The sequence below is a fragment of the Litoreibacter janthinus genome, assembly GCF_900111945.1.
Taxonomy (GTDB): domain Bacteria; phylum Pseudomonadota; class Alphaproteobacteria; order Rhodobacterales; family Rhodobacteraceae; genus Litoreibacter; species Litoreibacter janthinus.
In genome coordinates, this window is sequence record NZ_FOYO01000001.1 from 2515849 (window position 1) to 2535303 (window position 19455).

18 protein-coding genes are annotated in these 19455 nt (G+C 57.7%); 5 read left to right on the plus strand and 13 right to left on the minus strand.

What is annotated here, in order from left to right; translation table 11 throughout:
- Positions 1–30 precede the first annotated feature (30 nt).
- A complete protein-coding gene (gene mfd, locus BM352_RS12600) occupies positions 31–3471 on the plus strand; it encodes a transcription-repair coupling factor (protein WP_090217337.1) in 3441 nt (1146 codons plus the stop codon).
- Here the strand turns inward: mfd and BM352_RS12605 are convergent.
- From BM352_RS12605 to BM352_RS12620, 4 genes are read right to left on the minus strand one after another with little or no spacing between them, the layout of a single operon-like run.
- Positions 3468–4655 (minus strand): multidrug effflux MFS transporter, encoded by a 1188-nt coding sequence (locus tag BM352_RS12605; RefSeq protein ID WP_090217339.1) that lies wholly within the window; start codon positions 4653–4655, stop codon positions 3468–3470. The two genes, mfd and BM352_RS12605, sit on opposite strands and share 4 nt — an antisense overlap.
- A complete protein-coding gene (locus BM352_RS12610; protein ID WP_090217341.1) occupies positions 4652–5128 on the minus strand; it encodes a metal-dependent hydrolase in 477 nt (158 codons plus the stop codon). Before BM352_RS12610 ends, BM352_RS12605 begins: the two co-directional genes overlap by 4 nt.
- Positions 5125–5769, minus strand: coding sequence for a DsbA family oxidoreductase (locus tag BM352_RS12615; protein WP_090217343.1), 645 nt, complete (start codon positions 5767–5769; stop codon positions 5125–5127). Before BM352_RS12615 ends, BM352_RS12610 begins: the two co-directional genes overlap by 4 nt.
- Positions 5762–7246, minus strand: coding sequence for a class I adenylate-forming enzyme family protein (locus BM352_RS12620; RefSeq protein ID WP_090220237.1), 1485 nt, complete (start codon positions 7244–7246; stop codon positions 5762–5764). Before BM352_RS12620 ends, BM352_RS12615 begins: the two co-directional genes overlap by 8 nt.
- A gap of 58 nt (positions 7247–7304) precedes the next feature.
- On the opposite strand from BM352_RS12620, the gene BM352_RS12625 reads away from it, so the two are divergent.
- Positions 7305–7928 (plus strand): helix-turn-helix domain-containing protein, encoded by a 624-nt coding sequence (locus BM352_RS12625; RefSeq protein WP_090217346.1) that lies wholly within the window; start codon positions 7305–7307, stop codon positions 7926–7928.
- Here BM352_RS12625 and BM352_RS12630 read toward each other — a convergent pair.
- The 3 genes from BM352_RS12630 to BM352_RS12640 all read right to left on the minus strand — a co-directional run bounded on the left by BM352_RS12630 (position 7912) and on the right by BM352_RS12640 (position 10545).
- Positions 7912–8568 (minus strand): aquaporin, encoded by a 657-nt coding sequence (locus BM352_RS12630; protein WP_090217348.1) that lies wholly within the window; start codon positions 8566–8568, stop codon positions 7912–7914. The two genes, BM352_RS12625 and BM352_RS12630, sit on opposite strands and share 17 nt — an antisense overlap.
- Positions 8569–8702: 134 nt before the next feature.
- A complete protein-coding gene (locus BM352_RS12635) occupies positions 8703–9731 on the minus strand; it encodes a patatin-like phospholipase family protein (RefSeq protein ID WP_090217350.1) in 1029 nt (342 codons plus the stop codon).
- Positions 9732–9759: 28 nt separating this feature from the next.
- Complete coding sequence (locus BM352_RS12640) at positions 9760–10545, minus strand: 3-hydroxybutyrate dehydrogenase (RefSeq protein ID WP_090217352.1); 786 nt, start codon at positions 10543–10545, stop codon at positions 9760–9762.
- A 292-nt stretch (positions 10546–10837) separates the two neighbouring features.
- On the opposite strand from BM352_RS12640, the gene BM352_RS12645 reads away from it, so the two are divergent.
- Positions 10838–12649 carry an extracellular solute-binding protein gene (locus tag BM352_RS12645; RefSeq protein ID WP_090217354.1) on the plus strand — a complete coding sequence of 604 codons (1812 nt, stop codon included), beginning with the start codon at positions 10838–10840 and terminating at the stop codon, positions 12647–12649.
- 71 nt (positions 12650–12720) lie between these two features.
- On the opposite strand, the gene BM352_RS12650 is transcribed toward BM352_RS12645, so the two are convergent.
- From BM352_RS12650 to BM352_RS12665, 4 genes are all read right to left on the minus strand, one after another.
- The gene (locus tag BM352_RS12650; protein WP_090217356.1) at positions 12721–13428 is read right to left on the minus strand and encodes a DUF502 domain-containing protein; all 708 of its coding nucleotides are present in this window, start codon (positions 13426–13428) and stop codon (positions 12721–12723) included.
- Positions 13429–13527: 99 nt separating this feature from the next.
- On the minus strand, positions 13528–14430 hold the full coding sequence (locus tag BM352_RS12655; protein WP_090217358.1) for a pseudouridine-5'-phosphate glycosidase: 903 nt from the start codon (positions 14428–14430) through the stop codon (positions 13528–13530).
- Positions 14427–15302 (minus strand): PfkB family carbohydrate kinase, encoded by an 876-nt coding sequence (locus tag BM352_RS12660; protein WP_090217360.1) that lies wholly within the window; start codon positions 15300–15302, stop codon positions 14427–14429. The genes BM352_RS12655 and BM352_RS12660 overlap by 4 nt, the downstream gene beginning before the upstream one ends.
- A 45-nt stretch (positions 15303–15347) precedes the next feature.
- Positions 15348–15752, minus strand: coding sequence for a hypothetical protein (locus BM352_RS12665; RefSeq protein WP_090217362.1), 405 nt, complete (start codon positions 15750–15752; stop codon positions 15348–15350).
- A gap of 293 nt (positions 15753–16045) precedes the next feature.
- On the opposite strand from BM352_RS12665, the gene rpsB reads away from it, so the two are divergent.
- Positions 16046–16819, plus strand: a complete 774-nt coding sequence (gene rpsB, locus BM352_RS12670; protein WP_090217364.1) for a 30S ribosomal protein S2 — start codon at positions 16046–16048, stop codon at positions 16817–16819.
- Between the two features lie 78 nt (positions 16820–16897).
- Positions 16898–17773: a translation elongation factor Ts gene (gene tsf, locus BM352_RS12675; RefSeq protein ID WP_090217366.1), complete on the plus strand. Its 876-nt coding sequence runs from the start codon at positions 16898–16900 to the stop codon at positions 17771–17773.
- Positions 17774–18132: 359 nt separating this feature from the next.
- Here the strand turns inward: tsf and BM352_RS12680 are convergent, their stop codons facing one another.
- Positions 18133–18888 (minus strand): LuxR family transcriptional regulator, encoded by a 756-nt coding sequence (locus BM352_RS12680; protein ID WP_090217369.1) that lies wholly within the window; start codon positions 18886–18888, stop codon positions 18133–18135.
- A complete protein-coding gene (aroQ, locus tag BM352_RS12685) occupies positions 18885–19328 on the minus strand; it encodes a type II 3-dehydroquinate dehydratase (protein ID WP_090217371.1) in 444 nt (147 codons plus the stop codon). Before aroQ ends, BM352_RS12680 begins: the two co-directional genes overlap by 4 nt.
- Positions 19329–19455 lie beyond the last annotated feature (127 nt).

The window sequence follows — 19455 nt, forward strand, 5'->3', positions numbered from 1 at the left end:
ACGCGCGACTGATGACGTAGGTCAGCGGCCATGGATATGATCACCGTTTCCGGCGCCCCAGAGGGCTATGACGCGCAACTTCTGCTTAAGGAGTTGAAACGCGGCCCTGTGGTGCATGTGGCCCGAGACGACAAGCGCATGGCCGCGATGCGCACTGCGTTGGCTTTCTTCGCCCCCGAAGTGCCCGTGCTGGATTTCCCTGCATGGGACTGCTTGCCGTATGACCGCGTCTCGCCCAATGCCGATGTCGCTGCGGCGCGTATGGCGACGTTGGCGGGTCTGGCTGGCGGCGTCCCCGGTCCTTATATTTTGCTGACGACTCTCGCGGCCGCGACGCAATACGTCCCTGCGCGGGACGTTTTGGCCGGAGCGTCTTTCGTGGCCGAAGTTGGCAAGCAGATCAATGAGAAGGCCTTGCGCGATTATCTGGTCCGCATGGGCTTCTCTCAAAGCCCGACAGTGATGGAGCCGGGCGATTATGCCGTGCGTGGCGGGATTATCGACATCTTCCCGCCCGGTGAAACGGGCCCTGTGCGTTTGGACCTGTTTGGGGATGTTCTTGACGGAGCCCGCCGCTTTGATGCGGCCACCCAACGGACGACTGAAAAGCTGTCGCGCATTGAACTCGCCCCGGTCTCCGAGGTTATTCTGGACGAGGCCGCAATCACGCGCTTCCGCCAGAACTACCGCATCGAATTCGGCGCGGCAGGGACTGACGATCCGCTCTATGAAGCGATCTCGGCGGGTCGAAAGCATCAAGGCGTGGAGCACTGGCTGCCGTTCTTCCACGAAAAGCTGGAAACCATCTTTGATTATCTTCCGGACGCGGTGGTGGCACTCGATGACCAGACAGAACCGTCCAGACTGGCCCGCTGGGACAGCATAGCGGATCAATATGACAATCGCGCAGAGGCCCTGAAATCCAAGGCCCGCGTGGACAGCGTTTACAAACCTGTCCCGCCGAAATTGCTCTATCTCGACGACGCGGCCTTCAAAGCCGCGCTGAGCAACTCTCGGGTTCTGCAACTGGCGGTCCTTCCTCAGGCAACGGGCGCAGGTGTAACGGACGCGGGTGGCAGGATCGGGCGCAATTTCGCTCCTGAACGTCAAGCCGAAGATCGTAACATTTTCAGCGCTTTGGCAAATCATATTAACGCACTTAAGACCGAGCGCGCGGTAGTCATCGCCAGTTTCTCGGACGGTGCGCGAGAGCGACTTCAAGGGCTTCTCGACGATCAGGATATCCACGACATCAAGCTTGTTTCGTCCTTCAAAGACGTTGGCCCAACTGGAGTACACCTGACGGTTTGGGGTCTGGAACAGGGCTTCACTGCAGCCGGACTTGCTGTCATCTCGGAGCAGGACGTCTTGGGCGACAGGCTGATCCGCCGCGCCAAAAAGACCAAGCGGGCAGAAAACTTCCTGACTGAAGCTCAGGGCCTGTCTTTGGGCGAGTTGATCGTCCATGTGGACCACGGGATCGGGCGCTACATCGGCTTGGAGACGGTCACCGCAGCGGGCGCACCGCATGAATGTATCTTGCTGGAATATGCGGGCGGGGACCGGCTGTATCTGCCGGTCGAGAATGTTGAACTGCTGTCGCGCTATGGTCACGAGGAAGGCTTACTCGACAAGCTGGGTGGTGGCGCATGGCAGGCCAAGAAGGCCCGCCTAAAGCAGCGCATCCGCGATATGGCAGATCGCCTGATCCGCATCGCTGCAGAACGCGAACTCCGCCGCGCTCCTATTCTGGAGGCGCCGGCGGACATGTGGGAAGCCTTCTGCGCGCGCTTCCCGTATGAGGAAACAGAAGACCAGCTCACCACGATCGAGGCGGTGATGGACGATCTGGCCAAGGGTCGCCCGATGGATCGCTTGGTCTGCGGCGACGTTGGTTTCGGCAAAACGGAAGTCGCTATGCGCGCCGCATTTATCGCGGCGGCCAGCGGCTTGCAGGTGGCGGTGGTGGCCCCGACCACCTTGTTGTCACGTCAGCACACCCAAAGCTTCAGAGACCGCTTCCGCGGCTTCCCGATCAATGTGCGACAGCTGTCGCGGTTTGTCGGGACCAAGGAGGCGACCGAGACCCGCAAGGGCCTCGCAGATGGCACAATTGACATCGTGGTCGGCACCCATGCAGTGTTGTCCAAACAGGTCAACATCAAAAACCTTGGCCTGCTGATTGTCGATGAAGAACAACACTTTGGCGTGCAACACAAAGAGCGGCTGAAGCAGCTACGCTCCGACATTCACGTGCTCACGCTGTCAGCCACGCCAATCCCGCGCACATTGCAGCTGAGCCTGTCTGGTGTCCGTGAGCTGTCGATCATCGGCACGCCGCCAATCGACCGGTTGGCCATCCGCACCTATGTTTCGGAATTCGACACTGTGACCATCCGCGAAGCGCTGCTGCGCGAGCACTACCGTGGCGGGCAAAGCTTCTATGTCGTGCCGCGTGTCACCGATTTACCGGGGATTGAGGAATGGCTGAAGGAGCATGTGCCTGAAGTCACCTATCTCGTTGCCCACGGCCAAATGGCACCGGGCGAGTTGGACAGCCGGATGAATGCTTTCTACGATGGCAAGTATGACGTGTTGCTGGCCACGACGATTGTGGAATCCGGCATCGATATCCCGACCGCCAACACGATGATCATTCACCGCGCGGACATGTTTGGCCTGAGCCAGCTGTATCAGATCCGCGGTCGCGTCGGGCGCTCCAAGACCCGCGCCTATGCCTATCTGACCACCAAGCCTCGCCAGAAACTGACGCCGACGGCAGAGAAGCGTTTGCGGGTTTTGGGGTCCATTGACAGTCTCGGAGCCGGGTTTAACATCGCCAGCCAAGACCTTGATATCAGGGGCGCAGGTAATGTTCTGGGTGAGGAGCAATCAGGCAATATGCGCGAAGTCGGCTACGAGCTTTATCAGTCGATGCTGGAAGAGGCCGTGGCCAAAATACGCTCCGGCCAGATGGAAGGGCTTACCGATGATGACGGTCAATGGGCGCCCACGATCAATCTCGGCGTACCGGTCCTCATCCCCGAGGACTACGTGCCTGATCTGGACGTGCGTTTGGGCCTCTATCGTCGCTTATCCGGCCTGACCACCAAGGTGGAGCTAGAAGGCTTCGCGGCAGAGTTGATTGACCGCTTCGGCAAGCTGCCGCGCGAGGTCAACACGTTGATGCTGGTCGTGCGGATCAAAGCGATGTGCAAGCGGGCAGGGATCGCCAAGCTGAACGCGGGTGAGCGTGGTGCCACAATCGAGTTCCACAACAACAAATTCGCCAAACCCGAAGGGCTGGTTGCCTATCTTCAAGACGAACGGAATATGGCCAAGCTGCGCGACAACAAGGTTGTGGTGAAGCGGGACTGGAAGAACGAGGCTGACAAGATCAAGGGAGCCTTCGCCATAGCCCGTGATCTGGCGGAACATGCCGGAACATTCAAACCCGCGAAAAAAGCCTAGCGTAGACCGCGCTTCACCAAGACGAAGCCCAAGGTTGACAACAGCGCTGTGCCAATCGCCAGCGGCAGCGGCGTGCCATTGAACGCCAGCCCGATGGGGGCGGCAATCGCCACACCCAGAATGGTCGCTACCGCGCCTATCACCGAGGACGCAAGCCCCGCGATATGGCCAACCGGCTCCATCGCCATGGCGTTGAGGTTCCCGATGACCAAACCCGCCATAAAGAACAAAGATATGGTCCATATGATGTAAAGCGCAAAGGGCACATTGCCAAATACGGTCGCCATCAGGACCGCAAGGGAGAAGGCAATTTGCATGCCCAACCCGAAAGATATCATGCGCTGCATGCCAAGACGCACCACAAGCCGCGCATTGATGATCGAGGCCGTGCCGGCAATAAGTGCGATGAGCGCGAACCAGAATGGGAATTCAGCACCGCGATCAAAGGTAGTCTCGAAGATCTGCTGGGTCGAGCTCAGGCAACCAAACAGCATTCCGTAAGCCAGAATTTGGACCGAGGTCGATAGGGTGAAGACCCGATAGGAAAAGCACTCTTTCATAGCCGCGAGCAACGCTGATGGCTTGAACGGACGGCGAGCCTCCGGGGGCAAAGTCTCGGGCTGGCGGATCATCAACCAACCGATCACCACAAAGGCAAACAACACAAAGCTGTAGAACACCGCGCGCCAGCCAAGATAAGCGATAATGTAGCTGCCCAGTAGGGGGGCCACTGCGGGGACGAGGGTAAAAATCATCATCGCATAGGACATGATTGCCGCCATCGACCGACCCTCATACAAGTCCCGGACAATTGCGATTGCAACGATCCTTGGTCCCGCAACCCCGAGCCCCTGCACAATACGACTGGCGAGCATAGTTTCCATTGTCTCTGCCTGACCAGCCATTGCAGCACCGATGACAAAGAGCACCGCTCCGCCAAGGATCACCGGCTTACGGCCAAAACGATCCGAGAGCGGTCCGGTGAATAATGTCCCGATCCCCATCCCCAATATAAAGCTGGTCAACACCAACTGCGCCCTGTTCGGATTATCTGGCGTCAACGCTTGTGCGATTTCTGGCAGCGCGGGCAACATCGAGTCGGTGCTGAACGCCACCATGGCGAAGGTCAGTGCAATCAATGCGATGAACTCGGGCTGCGAAAGCCTCCGTGTGGGGCGGTTCATAGTTTGACCTTTGCATACAGATAGATGGCGAGCGCCCAGATCATCAACTCCAGCGAAAAGGTCCAATGCAGGAGGAAGGATAGAATAAAATGGCTCTGGGTGGCTGGAACTGTGAAAAAGTGGAAGAACCGGTCACTGAAGGGCCAAGCCCACGCGATGTCACCCGCAACTGTGTCGAGCACCAGATGCAAGAAGATTGCCGCGAAGAATACTCGGGCTGGGGGCAACCATCTTGGACGGACTTGGCGCAAGCCAAGCAGCGTGAGGGCGGCGACGACAAGCCAGAATCCCGGAATGTGCACCCAGTAGGAATGATGATGGAAAGCGCGATTATCGATGAGGTAAAACCAGATCAGATCAAAGTCGGGCAGGACAGCCCCAAGTAGCGCCGCAGGCATCAACCAAGGATGAACGCCATAGCGTTGTGCAGTTCGACCAAGGATGTAGCCGGAAGGAAGGTGGGCCGTGATCATTCCTGCGCTGCAAGCTGCTCGTTGATCTCGCCGATCACATTGCCCCAAAGATCAGGCTGCTGCGCACCGGACAGGACATGTTGATTGGCGACAACAAAGGTCGGCACGCCGGATACGCCGCGCTCTCGGGCATTGGCATCACGGGCGCGAATGTCCGCGACGTCTTGATCGGTCGCAAAGAGGCGTTCGACCATCGCGCGGTCCATTTCCGCGGCCTCCGCAATGTCGAGCAGCACATTTATGTCGCCGATGTCGCGACCCTCTTTGAAATAGGCTTTGAACAGTTTCGAGACGACTGCGGTCTGACGGCCCTCCAACCCGGCCCAATGGATCAAGCGGTGCGCATTGATCGTGTTGGGCGTGCGCTGAATCGCACCAAAATCAATGTCGAGTCCAGCGGCCTCTGCGGCCTGCGCGATTTGGGCATAGACCCGCACCGCACCCTCTTTGCCGCCGAATTTGTGCTCCAGATACTCGCGGCGATCCATGCCATTTTCTGGCATCGTCGGGTTCAGCTGAAACGGGTGCCATTCGATGGTGAACGGGTGGTCTGGATTCGCCTCAAGGGCGCGGTCCAGATGGGCTTTGCCGATATAGCACCACGGGCAAATAACGTCGGAAATAATGTCGAGCTTAATCATCAAGGGCCTCAAATGCGTCGCGAAGCAAGCGTCGGTTCAGCTTGCCGTTTCCGCCTTTAGGCAACGTGTCGCGGTGGATGTAAAGACGTGGCTGCTTGTATCTTGCGAGCAGCGTCTGTGCATGTGCGCGCAGAACGGCCTCGTCGATCAATGCGTCCGCTGTGTAGAACAGCGCGATGACCTGAGTGTCCGCCTTGATTTCAACAGCTGTCGCGGCACAGCCGGTAATGCCAAGCGATTGAGAGAAAGCTGCTTCGACCTCCAAGGGCGATACGCGGTAGCCACCCGCGTTCATCATATCGTCATTGCGCCCCAAGTAAGTCACGTCGCCCTGCGCACTCATCGAAACGGTGTCGGCGGTGATGAACCAATCTCCAGACGGCAGGTCAGAATCCAGATACCCCAACATCAGGCCCGGATCGTCGCGGTGGATCGCCAGCAAGCCGGGAGTATCCGGGGCTACAGGCTGTCCATCATGAAGGACGGCGATGCGGCGCCCGTCCTGCGGTCTTCCGGAGGTGTTTGGCGCCGCGGGCGCGCTTGGGCTCCCCGAGATGAAGGTGGAACACTCTGACATGCCCAATGCCTCATGAATGTCGGTTCCCGTAGCCTCCGCCCATTTCCGGCGGATCGCATGGGGCAAACTTTCGCCCGCCGACAAACCGTGACGCAGGTTGGGCATCTGTGGCAAAGGCGACTTTAATATCTGCCGATAAACGCCTGGTGCTGCTGCAAAGATACTTGCCTGATGCTCCGCGACCAAGCCGCCCAATGCTTCGGAGGGAATGCCGCTAGCAGGGATCAGTGCGGTGGCACCGGCGCTCCACGGGTCCATCAAGCCTGTGCCAAGGGTGTAGGTCCAGTTGAACGCACCGGCATGAAGCACCCGATCTTGCTCGGTCAAACTGTACCAGCCGTCCCACATCATCCGACGCGCCCAGATGGCACGATGCGCATGGCGCACACCGCTGGGCCGACCAGACGTGCCCGAAGTGAAGATGATATAGGCGAGCCTGTTGGGATCACCCAATACGGGCAAGGCAGGTTCGGCAACCGGCAAGGAGGCCAGAACAGGGGCAGGGTGATCGGGAAGCGATACCCCAACCTGATGCAAAACCAAGGCGGGGTTGGTTTGACGTGCAATTTCGGTGGCCTCAAATGCTGTCAATTGCGACGAGGCGGGGATCGGAACCAGACCAACCCAAATGCAGGCCAGATACGCCACGGGAAAGTCCGGTGTATTCCCCAACCGAAACAACACGCGGTCACCTTCCGACAAGCCCAATGCCTTTAAGCCACCTGCTACGGCTGTCACTCGGTCATAGAGCGCGCCGTAGCTTAGTATATCTGGTTCTGCGCCCACGACTTGCAGCGCCGGCTTGTCGCCCAACTCTTTGGCTCGCGACAGCACGTAAGCTGCCATATTGAACGGTGCGGGGCAGGGTGGCGGTGGGCCCTGATCGAAGACAGATTGCATGGCCCAAAGGGCTAGCCCCCATTGCAAGGAGCTGCAAGAGGGCGCTAAAAGATCGACCATGACCAGCAAAGACGAACCCAGCCTTATCCGCCTTGCCCGCGCCAGCGGCGAGAACAGCCCTGTCGAGCCGCTAAACCTTGGCGCGCGCGTTCGCGAATTGCGCAAGGCGCGTGACTGGACGTTGGAGCAGGCTGCGAAGGAAGCGGGTTTGGCACGCTCGACCCTCTCGAAGATCGAGAACGATCAGATGTCGCCGACATTCGAGCTGATGAAGAAGCTTGCCGAAGGATTGGGCATCGGCATGCCGCAACTGTTCACCCCGCCGAAGAAGGCACAGGTGAATGGCCGGATGGACGTGACCCGCTCCGACGAAGGCTCCACCCATGTCACGCCTACCTATGAACACGAATTGCTGAATGCTGGCCTGACAAAGAAGGCAATGCTGCCCTACCGTGCCCGCATTCGCGCCCGCAGCTTCGAAGAATTCGACGGCTGGGTGCGTCATGACGGTGAAGAGTTCCTGTATGTTCTGACCGGCTCCGTGCGGCTGTTTACCGAGTTCTACGAACCGGTTGACATGAAACGCGGCGATAGCGCCTATTACGACGCTTCGATGGGGCACAATTTGGTATCGACCAGCGCCGAAGACGCGCTGATCCTTTGGGTCACTTCGATGACCTGAACAGCCAGCCTAGCAGCGGAACGGAGACCAGCGTCGCGGCGACTTGCACTGCAATGAAGCCTGGCGCGTGCGCGGGCAAAATACCAGCGAACGTATCTGTTAAGCTCCGCGCGATGGACACAGCGGGATTGGCGAAGCTAGTGGATGCCGTGAACCAGTAAGCGCCGGTGATATACAGCGCCACAAGGGTCGGGACAGAATCCGCTCGGGCCGCCAGCCCGCCAAAGATCACAAACAGAAGGCCAAACATGGCGACGGCCTCTGCACTCCATTGCCCGAGCCCTGCGCGTTCTGTTGTGGAGAGTTGCAGGATTGGCAGATCAAACATCAAATGGGTGATCCAGACCCCCAATATGCCGCCCAAGACTTGCGCCAGAACATAGGCCACAGCCATTGCCGGCGCGATTTCCCAACGAACGAGGAAGGCGAGCGTCACGGCAGGATTAAAGTGCGCGCCGGAAATCGGGCCAAGGACAGTGATGATCGCATACAACATACAACCCGTGGCAATGGCGTTTGCCAACAGGGCGATGGCGGTGTTCCCGCCAGCTAGGCTTTCGCCCATGATGCCGGACCCAACGACCGATATCAGAAGCAGTGTCGTACCCAATGCTTCAGCTGCAAGTTTGCGACCAGTCATAAAAAATCACCATATGTGTACGGGGATAGAATTCTAAACCAGACGGCCGAGGTGCAGCGGCGCAAACCCAAGATTTCCATTGTGTCTCCAAAGTAGTCGCAACTCACTAAAGTCGCGCTGTAACGCTTTTAAGACTATTCAAACATCGCGCGCAAATCGACCGAGGAATTCTGCCCCAGATCATCGAAATGAGCGTCAAGGAATCCATCCGCCGCCTTGCGCCCTGCCGACTTCAACTCATGCAGAACATATGGTGTCGGGATACTTTTGGTCGCCACGGAAAGCTGGGTCATCAGCGCGTCGTCAGAGATCATATGCACCAGCACATCCTTCATAGAGCCACGTGTCACCTTGCCTTTAGCGATCAGGTCGCGCACGAACTGGATCGCCCGCAATTCGCGAAACAACGAGCCGTTGAAACTGATCTCATTGATGCGGTTCTGAATTTCCGTCGCCTTGCGAGGCAGCTCCTCGCGGTGAAGCGGGTTGATGTTCACAATCACCACATCCTCAGGAAACTGAGGCTCGAACAGCGGAAAGAGGGCAGGGTTGCCCATATACCCGCCGTCCCAATAAGCCTCGATCCGATCTGTTTTAGGGTCGAAGATTTCCACCGCCTGAAAAATTGTGGGCAAGCAGCCTGACGCCAAAATAGCGTCGGTGTCTGTGTCGTCATGATCGAAAATGCGGATTTTCCCCGAGCGTACATTCGTAGCACAGATAAACAGATCGGGGCCTTCTTTGGCGCAGACCTCGTCAAAGTTCAGTTGCTCCACAATCGGGCGCAAAGGGTGGGTGTAAAACAAGCCAAGATTATAAGGGCTCGCCATCCGGCTATAGATGTCGATGGCTTGGTAAAGTGGCGACGACTCTACCGCGTGGCTCACCGACCCCGGTGTGATGCCATGCATCCAACTGTGAAGGTGAGATTGGTCCGTCGCACCAATTTCGCCCCACAGCCAGTCCAGCTTGGCCTTGGCGCCATCTGCTTCGCCTTCCAACAAGCCTGATTTCAGCGCGGCACCATTCAAGGCCCCCGCAGAGGTGCCGGTGATCGCGGCAATCTCGATACGGTCATCCTCCAGGATGCGATCAAGCACACCCCACGTGAACGCGCCATGCGCTCCGCCGCCCTGAAGGGCAAGGTTGATATGTTTCTTCATTCTGGTGCAGCCAATATGGTGATCAAGATCACAGTGCGGTCCAGCCACCATCGACGCTGATGGTCGTGCCGGTGATCTGCGTCGCAGCGTCGGAGCAAAGGAATGTCGCTACGCCACCCAGCTGTTCTGTCGTTGCGAACTCTTTGGACGGCTGACGTTGGAGCATGACTTCGCGGATCACCGTTTCGCGATCCATATCGTATTTCTTCATCGTGTCAGGGATTTGTGCCTCGACCAATGGCGTCATCACATAGCCCGGGCAAATAGCGTTTGCAGTGATAGGTTCCTGTGCCGTTTCCAGCGCGACCACTTTGGTCATCCCGACAACACCATGCTTCGCCGCGACATAGGCCGATTTGAAAGGGGAGGCCGTCAGGCCATGGGCGGAGGAGATATTGATAACTCGCCCCCAACCCGCCGCACGCATCATCGGCAAGGCCACGGCAGTGGTGTGGAAGACAGAGTTCAACATGATTGCGATAATCGCATCCCATTTCTCGACGGGAAATTCGTCGATCGGGGCTACATGCTGAATACCTGCGTTGTTCACAAGGATGTCACATTTTCCAGCCGTCTCGATCAGACGGCGTGCATCGTCGCCTTTGGACAGGTCAGCTTGGATATATCGCGCCTCGTTTCCGGTGACGCGCGAGATTTCGTCAGCGAGTTCATGGTCCTCTTTATTTGCGGTGTAGGAGTTCAACACGACATTCGCACCGGCCTTCGCCAACTCGCGCGCGATCCCGAGGCCAATGCCGGAATTCGAGCCAGTCACAACAGCGGTTTTACCAAGAAGAGGGGCAGGGAGGGCCATGAGCGGAATCCTTTCATTCACGTTTGCGCGCAGATTACATGCTGCACCTGCGAAATACAGAGAAAGGTAACGCTCACTTAGCTGAGCGACTGGTTGCGGGCAAAAAAAAACGCCAGCACGAAGCTGGCGTTAAGTTATTGAGGCAGGTTTCATACAGGCAAGAAACCTATCGAGCAGTGCACTCTTTATAAGCATTTCACCGCCACCCGCCAAGCTAAAAGTTTGAAAAGGTTAGAAACCCTGCGTAGCATGATCCTCAACCAGAGCAGGGCGTTGAAGGATTGTTACCCAAATGAAATCAAACTATTTCCAATTTGTGCGTTCAGGACTGGCGGCAACAGCATTCCTTGCGACCACCGCAGTATTTGCCGAGCCGCAGCATGGCATAGCTATGTATGGCGACCCGGCACTTCCACCAGACTTTGTGTCCCTCCCATACGCAAATCCAAATGCGCCCACAGGAGGGAGAATCGTTACCGGAGAGGTCGGGGGGTTCGATTCGCTCAATCCGCATATCCGCAAAGGACGCGTTCCGTGGCAACTCCGCTTCCTCGCATATGAAAGCCTGATGGGGCAGTCGTGGGATGAGCCATTCACGCTTTACGGGCTTCTGGCCGAAACCGTGGAGACCGATTCGACGAATCTCTGGGTCGAATTCAAGCTTCGGCCCGAGGCCCGATTCTCTGACGGGAGCCCCGTGACCGCCGAAGATGTGATCTGGTCCTACGAGACTTTGGGAACAAAAGGCCATCCGCGCTACGCAGGCACGTGGGCAAAAATTGAGAAATCCGAGATCACCGCTGACGGCAATATTCGGTTCACCTTTAAGGAGCCGGATCGCGAACTGGCACTGATCATGGGAATGCGCGCCATCCTGAAGAAGGCCCAATGGGACGACGCGAGCTTTGAAGACAGCGGACTAGACACAATACCGATCTCGTCTGCGCCTTACGTGATTGACGATTTTGAGGCGGGACGCTTTGTCTCTCTCAAGCGCAATCCTGATTACTGGGGGCGTGACGTGCCATTTCGTCGTGGCACGAACAATATCGACGAACTGAGGATGGAATTCTACGGCGACGCCACCGCCATGTTCGAGGCATTCAAAGCAGGCGAGCTGAATACCATCCGCGAAACCAGCACCGCCAAATGGGCGCAACAATACAACTTTCCGCGCGTCACCAATGGTGAGGTCGTGAAGTCGGAGATTCCGCACCAGCGCCCGACAGGGATCGACGGGTTTGTGATGAACACCCGCCGCGACATCTTCAAAGACTGGCGAGTGCGCGAAGCGATGTTGCAAGCCTTCAACTACGAATTCATCAATGGAAAGCTGAATGGTGGTGACGGGCTGCCACGGATAGCGTCCTACTTCCATAACTCTGTTCTGGCGATGGAACCGGGCGAAGCGAGTGGCAAGGTGGCTGAGCTGCTTGAACCCTATAAGGGCCAGCTTCTGCCGGGCACATTGGAGGGGTATGTTTTGCCAGCCAGCGACGGCTCAGCCCGTAACCGCAAAGGCATCCGCGAAGCCTCGCGCCTGCTCGAAGAGGCGGGCTGGGTCGTAAAAGACGGCGTTCTGACCGGACAGGACGGCAAGCCCTTTGTTTTTGACATTTTGCTCAAACAGGGCAGCGCCGAGCATCAGTCGATCGTCAACATCTACAAGGAGCATCTGGAACGTCTGGGAATCTTCGCCACAGTCACCGTTGTGGATAGCGCGCAGTATCGCGAGCGAACCGATGCCTATGACTTTGACATGACACACTTTATTCGCGGCTTGTCGTTAAGCCCCGGAAACGAACAGATGTCGTATTGGGGCAGCGATGGTGTGACCAACCCTGGATCGCGCAATCTGATGGGGATGAACAGCCCTGCGGCCGAAGCGATGATCCAACGCATGTTGACCTCGGAAAGCCAAGAGGATTACCGCGCTGCTGTCAAAGCACTGGACCGGATCCTGATCGCGGGGCGCTACGCAGTGCCACTGTGGTATTCAAACGTTTCACTGCTTGCCCATGACGCCAACTTAAAGTTCTCGGACAAACTGCCAATATATGGCGACTGGATCGGTTTTCAGCCGGATGTTTGGTGGTCGGAATGAGCCCGTCTTGCATTTAGAAAGTTAAGCGGCGGCTCCTGCGGGGCCGCCGATTTCACTTAGAGGAGCGCTGATTACTGCGCAGCCAACGCGGCAGGGGGCTGCGACGGGTCTTCCTTGTTGGGATAGACCAAGCCTGCCGAGATCACCAATTTGGCCGCGTCTTCCACGGTCATCTCCAACTCTATAACATCGGCCTTGGGCACAAAGAGAAGGAATCCCGAAGTCGGGTTCGGGGTGGTAGGTAAAAAGACCGACATGATGTCACCCTCGACAGGGATGCCGCGATCGATCTCGCCCTTGGCACCAGTCGAAATGAAGGCAATCGCCCAGATCCCGCGACGGGGATACTCAACAAGGCAAGCCTTCTCGAAGGACGTTTCGCGCTGCGAGAACACAGTCTCAGCAATTTGCTTCAAGCCGTTATAGATGGAGCGGACAACCGGCATGCGGTCCACAAGGCTTTCACCCCACCGCAGGAACGAGCGGCCAAGGATGCCTTTACCCATCCAGCCGATGACCATGGTGAACATCAAGAAGAACAGCACACCTACGCCACGCAGGTTGATGCCGATATATTGCTCTGGGCGGTAGTGGTAGGGGACAAAGGGCAGAACCCAGCTGTCAATCCAGCCCACGACGCTCCAGACCATCCACATCGTCAGGCCGATGGGCGCAATGACCACCAACCCCGCGAGGAAGTTGCCGCGCATCCGCGCGAATAGCCCCGGCCTGCGCGGAGGCTTCTTGTTATGGTCGGGGTCGAGGTCGTCCAGCAGCATGGGCGCGTAAGGTCTCTCTTTGCGGTCAGGCACCTATGTATGTCCCCTCTTTGCATCCGACAAGCGGGCAGTGAGGCGCTTCAGGTATTCAACGTGTATTTAAGTCAGGTTTCGGGCGATTTCTGCCGCCAATCGCGCATTATTGAGCACGAGCGCAATGTTTGCCGTCAGCGACGCGCCGTCGGTCAGCTCAAAGATGCGCCCCAGCAAGAAGGGCGTTACCGACTTTCCGTCGATCCCTTGAGCTTCTGCTTCGCTTAGCGCTTTCTCGATGATCGGCGATAGCGTCGCCGCTGGGATTTCGGCATCGGCAGGGATTGGGTTAGCGATCAGTTGCCCACCGGGCAATCCCAAGGCGGCCCGCATTCTGTGGGCCGTGGCAATGCTCTGCGCGTCATCCATGCGCAAGGGCGCTTTCAGTGCGGAACCTCGGGACCAAAAGGCCGGCAGGCTGTCTTGACCGTATGCGATCACCGGCACGCCAAGCGTTTCTAGCACTTCGAGGGTCTTGGGCAGGTCCAGAATGGCCTTAGCGCCCGCCGCAACGACAGTGACTGCGGTCTGGGACAGTTCTTGCAAGTCGGCGGAGATGTCAAAACTCAGCTCTGCCCCGCGATGAACGCCGCCAATGCCACCTGTCGCAAACACCTCAATCCCTGCGTAGCGTGCGGCGATCATTGTCGCTGCAACGGTCGTAGCCCCTGTTCCGCCTGTCGCGATGCAAGCCGCGATATCGGCGCACGACAACTTGGCGACGTCCTTGGCTTGCCCAAGCGTGTCGAGCTGGGCCTCGGTCAGTCCGATATGAAGCTGCCCGGAGAGAACAGCTATCGTCGCAGGAACAGCCCCATTGTCACGGATCGTTTGCTCCACCAACCGTGCGGTTTCTACGTTCTGAGGGTAGGGCATGCCATGGGTGATGATGGTGCTTTCCAGCGCCACGATCGGGCGACCGGCGGCCTTGGCGGCCTCAACCTCGGGGGCGTAATGCAAGGGGATCAATAGCTGTCTCCGGATATGTAGGTCGCAGTCGCATTCATTGCGTTTTGCAGTGCGGTCTCTGGCGTCGCGCCTGTCGCCTCGGCCGAAATATGAGCCGCCATGAATGTATCGCCCGCACCAGTGATGCGCTTCACCTCTACTTTGGGCGGGGTGAAGGTTAACAATTTGTTGCCCAAGGCCAGAGATGCGGCCTCAGCGCCATTTGTGACCAGTGCGCGGTGCAACCCTTTGGACAACAACGCGGTGGCAGCGGTCGCACTGTCCTGAAAGGTGGTGTCGAGCAACAATCCAGCCTCTTCAAGGTTTACATACAGTGTGGCTGTCGGATGGCTCAGAAACGGACGCAGGCGCTCTGCCTTGCCGGGGGATGCGGGCGCAAGGCGCAGGTCTGCCTTGGCGAAAGCCTCGTCGGAAGCGATTTGGGAGAGCAAATCCACTGTGAGATTGCCGTCGAGACCCACCAGCCCCGTCCACCCCTGCAGCGCACGTGACATCGGCGTAAGGATCGCGTCGCCTGCCTGTTCCAACGAATGCGCGTCCGCAATCGCCGCGATCAGACCGTTGCGGCCCTCGATGGCCATGTAGCGGTCTGTTGGGAGGTCGTGAGGGCGGTAGATGTGATCGGTGATCATCCCCATGTCTGCACAGCTGCGCAGCAACTCGTCGCCTTCTGCGTCGCGGCCGATGGCGGTCAATAGGGCAGGGGTCATACCATAGGCTTGCAGGGCCATAGCGATATTCATCGCCACCCCGCCGGGCACGCGGGTGATGCGGCCGGGGCGGTCATGGCCGCGTTCCATATCGTTGTCGTGGCGCCCGATGATGTCCCAGAGGACGGCACCGATGCACAGGATGTCAGGTGTCTTGCTCATGGCCGACTTAAGAGCAGGCCATGAGCGCAGGTTCAAGGGGCGATCTTAGTAAACCGGCTCATCTGTATCGCCTTCCGACACGCTCTCAATTGCAGCGGGAGGTGGTGGTGGCGGGGCAGGGACTGCGACCGCGGCCACAGCAGGCGCTGCGCGTGCGGCGACTTCATCCACCGCACCGCAAACGCTTGATATCTGGGTCGGCAAATCGCGTGGTGCCACGCCCATCGCCTGAGCGAGATAGGCCACCACACGCCGGTCCCGGTAGAATATCTTGCGTGTCAGACCTTCCGCGCCAAGTCGGATATCGCGCGAACTGCCTTGGGTGACAATGCGCAACACAGGCTGATAGACGCCGGGGCTGGTTTGGACGTTGCAGCGCATAGCTTCCACGGCGATAGCAGGTGCGGTGGAAACGGCCGCGGCGAAGAGTGCGAAAATAGCAGTTTTCATAACATTTACTCCAAATACGGGTTAACGGACCCTCTCACGCTGCGCCTCGGCACAGGCTTTGAATAGGTGTAGGGTGCCGAATGCATGGCAATTTCACCCCGTTCTCACGCATCACTCACCTTTCGGCGCCCAAACAGCCCTTTGGGGCTTGCAGCACAGGGGGTCTTGGGGTAGTTGGCGCACACTTCGCAGGCGGGGTCGGGCTGATTGGGGGAGAAATCCCATGACGTCCACCGGTTGAGGCAAACGCCTCTGACACCCCGCTGAGGCTTAAACCGGAAAGGAAAACGGACATGGCTTTGCCAGAATTTTCGCTCCGTCAGCTGCTTGAGGCTGGCGTACACTTTGGTCACCAAACCCAACGCTGGAACCCACGTATGGCCCCGTATATCTACGGCGCCAAGAACGGGATCCACATCATGGACCTGACCCAAACCGTCCCAATGCTGGACCAAGCGCTGCAAGTTGTGCGCGACACCACAGCAAAAGGCGGCCGCATTCTGTTCGTCGGCACCAAGCGTCAGGCACAACGCCCGATCGCCGAAGCCGCAGAGAAATGCGCACAGTACTACATGAACCACCGCTGGTTGGGCGGCACGTTGACGAACTGGAAAACAGTTTCCAATTCGATCAACCGTCTGAAGTCTATCGACGAAGCTATGGAAAACGGCTTTACCGGCCTGACCAAGAAAGAGCGTCTGGGCATGGAGCGTGACCAAGGCAAGCTTCAGGCTTCCCTCGGCGGTATCCGCGAAATGGGCGGCGTCCCTGACCTGCTGGTCGTGATCGACGTGAACAAAGAAGACCTCGCCATCGCAGAAGCCAAAAAACTTGGCATCCCAGTGATCGCAGTGGTTGACACCAACTGCTCGCCAGACGGTATCGACTACCTGATCCCAGGCAACGACGACGCATCGCGCGCCATCGGCCTGTATTGCGATCTGGTGGCCCGCGCGGCTCTGGACGGCATGCAAGCACAGATGGGCGCTGCTGGTGTTGATATCGGTGCGATGGAAGAAGCTCCTGTTGAAGAAGCTGTTGCTGCCGAAGCACCTGCCGAGGGCTAAGCGCCTTTCGTCACTTTATCTTTTACCCGAGGGCCGTACCGGCCTTCGGGGCTAACCTCATCTATTAGGAGAACCAAGATGGCGATTACCGCTGCAATGGTGAAAGAACTGCGCGACTCGACCGGCGCAGGCATGATGGACGCAAAAAAAGCACTGACCGAAACCGATGGCGACATGGAAGCCGCTGTTGATTGGCTGCGCACCAAAGGCTTGGCAAAAGCTGCTAAGAAGTCTGGCCGCACAGCGGCAGAAGGCCTTGTGGCAGTTAAAGTAGATGGCGGTGTTGGTGTCGCTGTGGAAGTGAACTCGGAAACCGACTTCGTTGGTAAGAACGCCGAATTCCAAGCCATGGTTGCGGGCGTGGCCGATGTCGCAATCGGCGTCAAAACCACAGAAGAACTGGCTGCGGCTGACATGGGCGGAAAAACTGTCGCTGACGTCATCACTGCCAAGGTCGCGACGATCGGTGAGAACATGTCCCTGCGCCGCATGGCCCGTTTGGAAGGCCCGTCCGTGGTTTCCTACGTCCACAACGCAGCTGCCGAGGGCATGGGCAAAATCGGTGTTCTGGTGGCACTTTCCGCTGAGAACGAAGCGTTCGGCAAACAGGTCGCTATGCACGTTGCGGCTGTGAACCCCGCGTCCTTGTCCGAAGCGGATTTGGACCCGGCTGTTGTCGAAAAAGAGAAAAACGTCCAGATGGATATCGCTCGTGAGAGCGGCAAGCCAGAGGCCGTTATCGAAAAGATGATTGTTGGCCGTATGAAGAAATTCATGGCCGAAGTGACGTTGCTGAACCAGCAGTTTGTTGTGAACCCTGACGTCACCGTCGGCGAAGCTGCAAAAGAAGCTGGCGTAGAGATCACCGGTTTCGTTCGCCTAGAAGTCGGCGAAGGCATCGAGAAGAAAGAAGAGAACTTTGCAGAAGAAGTTGCGGCAACGCTGAAAGGCTAATGGCCTTAAACATCATCTGAGAACTTAAAACGGCGCGAGGGTTAAACCCGTCGCGCCGTTTCTTATTGTCAGACCCCCATGCTGGGGATGATGCGGGCCCGACAGGGAGGAGAGCTAGCATTCGCCGAAGGCTGTCGAGACCCCCGGTAAATGTGCGCCAATCAAGAATCTCTCAACTGGCAGCACCCCTTGAAAATGCAAGGTGCACCCTGACATATGCCTCACGGCCGAAGCCGTCACTCATAAGGCATGTCGCTATATTGCGGCGCAGCACGAAAATGCAAAGTACGGCTTTCCATACCCTGCGGGCGTAGGGCGGATCCGACCTGACAATCCTGAGCTTTAGGGGAGGGGGCTGGTTAACGCTCGATCAAGAAGAACTGGTTCTGGCTGGACGCTTTGAGAATGGCCTGCGCCGTCGTATCGACATCCAGTGTCTCCCGCGCCAGCCGCAGGTGTTTTTCCACGGTGGCCGGATTGAGCCCCATGATTGTGGCGGTGTCCTGAATAGTCTTACCGTCGGCGACCCATTCCAAAACTTCGCGTTGCCGCGCTGTAAGGGGCCGGCGCTGGCCCGTCGTGTGCGGCAATTGCGTGACCTTGAGATGCATAACCTTATTGGCAAGCTCAAGATCAGCGCCGTGTTGCATCCAGACCGCGTCAACGTCGTCCTGTGTCAGACCACGGCGTGCAGTCAGTCCCGTGGCGCCTTTGGCCCTAAGCGATACGTCGTGGAAGCTAACTGTGTATCCAGCCGTCACATCCAACCGCTGGTTCAGGGCAACAACTTCCATCTCACCAGGGGAGAGCTGACCACTCATCGCCAGTTCCTGCATCATACGCCAGCTACAAGCTCCGACATTCTCCGCGGCCCAAGCCACCATCGGACCTTGATAATATGCGCCATCGCCAACGAAGTGTTCGACATATGCTGCGTCATGATTGGTCAGGATAAGAGCATCTTGCAAATCTCCGAGCGTGCTGCCCGTGCGAAAGCGGGTATAGCCGTAGACGATCCGGTCAAAACCAAATTCCGCCATTTTGGCCGTGTGAAGAGACCACACCTCTTCAAGTGAATTGCTTGCGATGATTGCACTGAGATGCTCCTGAATCATGCCTCTGACCCAAGATGTTTTGCCAAAGCGTCCAGTGCCAACACATAACTCGTCGCGCCGAACCCAGCGATCTGACCCAAGGCCACCGGAGCGACGAAGGATTTGTGCCGGAATTCTTCACGGGCGTGGATGTTTGACAAGTGAACCTCAACGACGGGCAATTCAACAGACGCAATGGCATCCATAATCGCTACTGATGTGTGTGTGAAGGCACCGGCATTCATTACGATCCCTCCATGGACGCCCTTGGCCTCATGTATCGCATCAATCAGAACGCCCTCATGGTTGGACTGTAGACAGGTAACGTCCAATCCAACTGTCGCCCCGTGGTTTCTACACAGATCCTCAACATCGGCCAGAGTAACGGAACCGTAGACCTCGGGCTGGCGGGTGCCAAGCAAATTCAGATTTGGCCCATTGAGGACAAGTACAGAGATCATCGGTTGTTCCTTGAATTTCCGAGTAGATAACTAGGGCGTGGAAACCATCCTGTCGAGTAATTTACAGATAGTACATGCGCTTTCCGGCAATAGCTAACGCAGCGCGGCAAGCTAGAGACCAGCTAAA

Bases quoted from the DNA above. Each gene is read 5' to 3' on its own strand.
- BM352_RS12610 (WP_090217341.1), bottom strand. From the start codon at position 5,128: ATGATCACGGCCCACCTTCCTTCCGGCTACATCCTTGGTCGAACTGCA.
- BM352_RS12615 (WP_090217343.1), bottom strand. From the start codon at position 5,769: ATGATTAAGCTCGACATTATTTCCGACGTTATTTGCCCGTGGTGCTAT.
- BM352_RS12650 (WP_090217356.1), bottom strand. From the start codon at position 13,428: ATGCTGCTGGACGACCTCGACCCCGACCATAACAAGAAGCCTCCGCGC.
- BM352_RS12640 (WP_090217352.1), bottom strand. From the start codon at position 10,545: ATGGCCCTCCCTGCCCCTCTTCTTGGTAAAACCGCTGTTGTGACTGGC.
- mfd (WP_090217337.1), top strand. From the start codon at position 31: ATGGATATGATCACCGTTTCCGGCGCCCCAGAGGGCTATGACGCGCAA.
- BM352_RS12665 (WP_090217362.1), bottom strand. From the start codon at position 15,752: ATGAAAACTGCTATTTTCGCACTCTTCGCCGCGGCCGTTTCCACCGCA.
- BM352_RS12635 (WP_090217350.1), bottom strand. From the start codon at position 9,731: ATGAAGAAACATATCAACCTTGCCCTTCAGGGCGGCGGAGCGCATGGC.
- rpsB (WP_090217364.1), top strand. From the start codon at position 16,046: ATGGCTTTGCCAGAATTTTCGCTCCGTCAGCTGCTTGAGGCTGGCGTA.
- tsf (WP_090217366.1), top strand. From the start codon at position 16,898: ATGGCGATTACCGCTGCAATGGTGAAAGAACTGCGCGACTCGACCGGC.
- BM352_RS12645 (WP_090217354.1), top strand. From the start codon at position 10,838: ATGAAATCAAACTATTTCCAATTTGTGCGTTCAGGACTGGCGGCAACA.
- BM352_RS12605 (WP_090217339.1), bottom strand. From the start codon at position 4,655: ATGAACCGCCCCACACGGAGGCTTTCGCAGCCCGAGTTCATCGCATTG.
- BM352_RS12660 (WP_090217360.1), bottom strand. From the start codon at position 15,302: ATGAGCAAGACACCTGACATCCTGTGCATCGGTGCCGTCCTCTGGGAC.
- BM352_RS12625 (WP_090217346.1), top strand. From the start codon at position 7,305: ATGACCAGCAAAGACGAACCCAGCCTTATCCGCCTTGCCCGCGCCAGC.
- aroQ (WP_090217371.1), bottom strand. From the start codon at position 19,328: ATGATCTCTGTACTTGTCCTCAATGGGCCAAATCTGAATTTGCTTGGC.
- BM352_RS12630 (WP_090217348.1), bottom strand. From the start codon at position 8,568: ATGACTGGTCGCAAACTTGCAGCTGAAGCATTGGGTACGACACTGCTT.
- BM352_RS12620 (WP_090220237.1), bottom strand. From the start codon at position 7,246: ATGCAATCTGTCTTCGATCAGGGCCCACCGCCACCCTGCCCCGCACCG.
- BM352_RS12680 (WP_090217369.1), bottom strand. From the start codon at position 18,888: ATGATTCAGGAGCATCTCAGTGCAATCATCGCAAGCAATTCACTTGAA.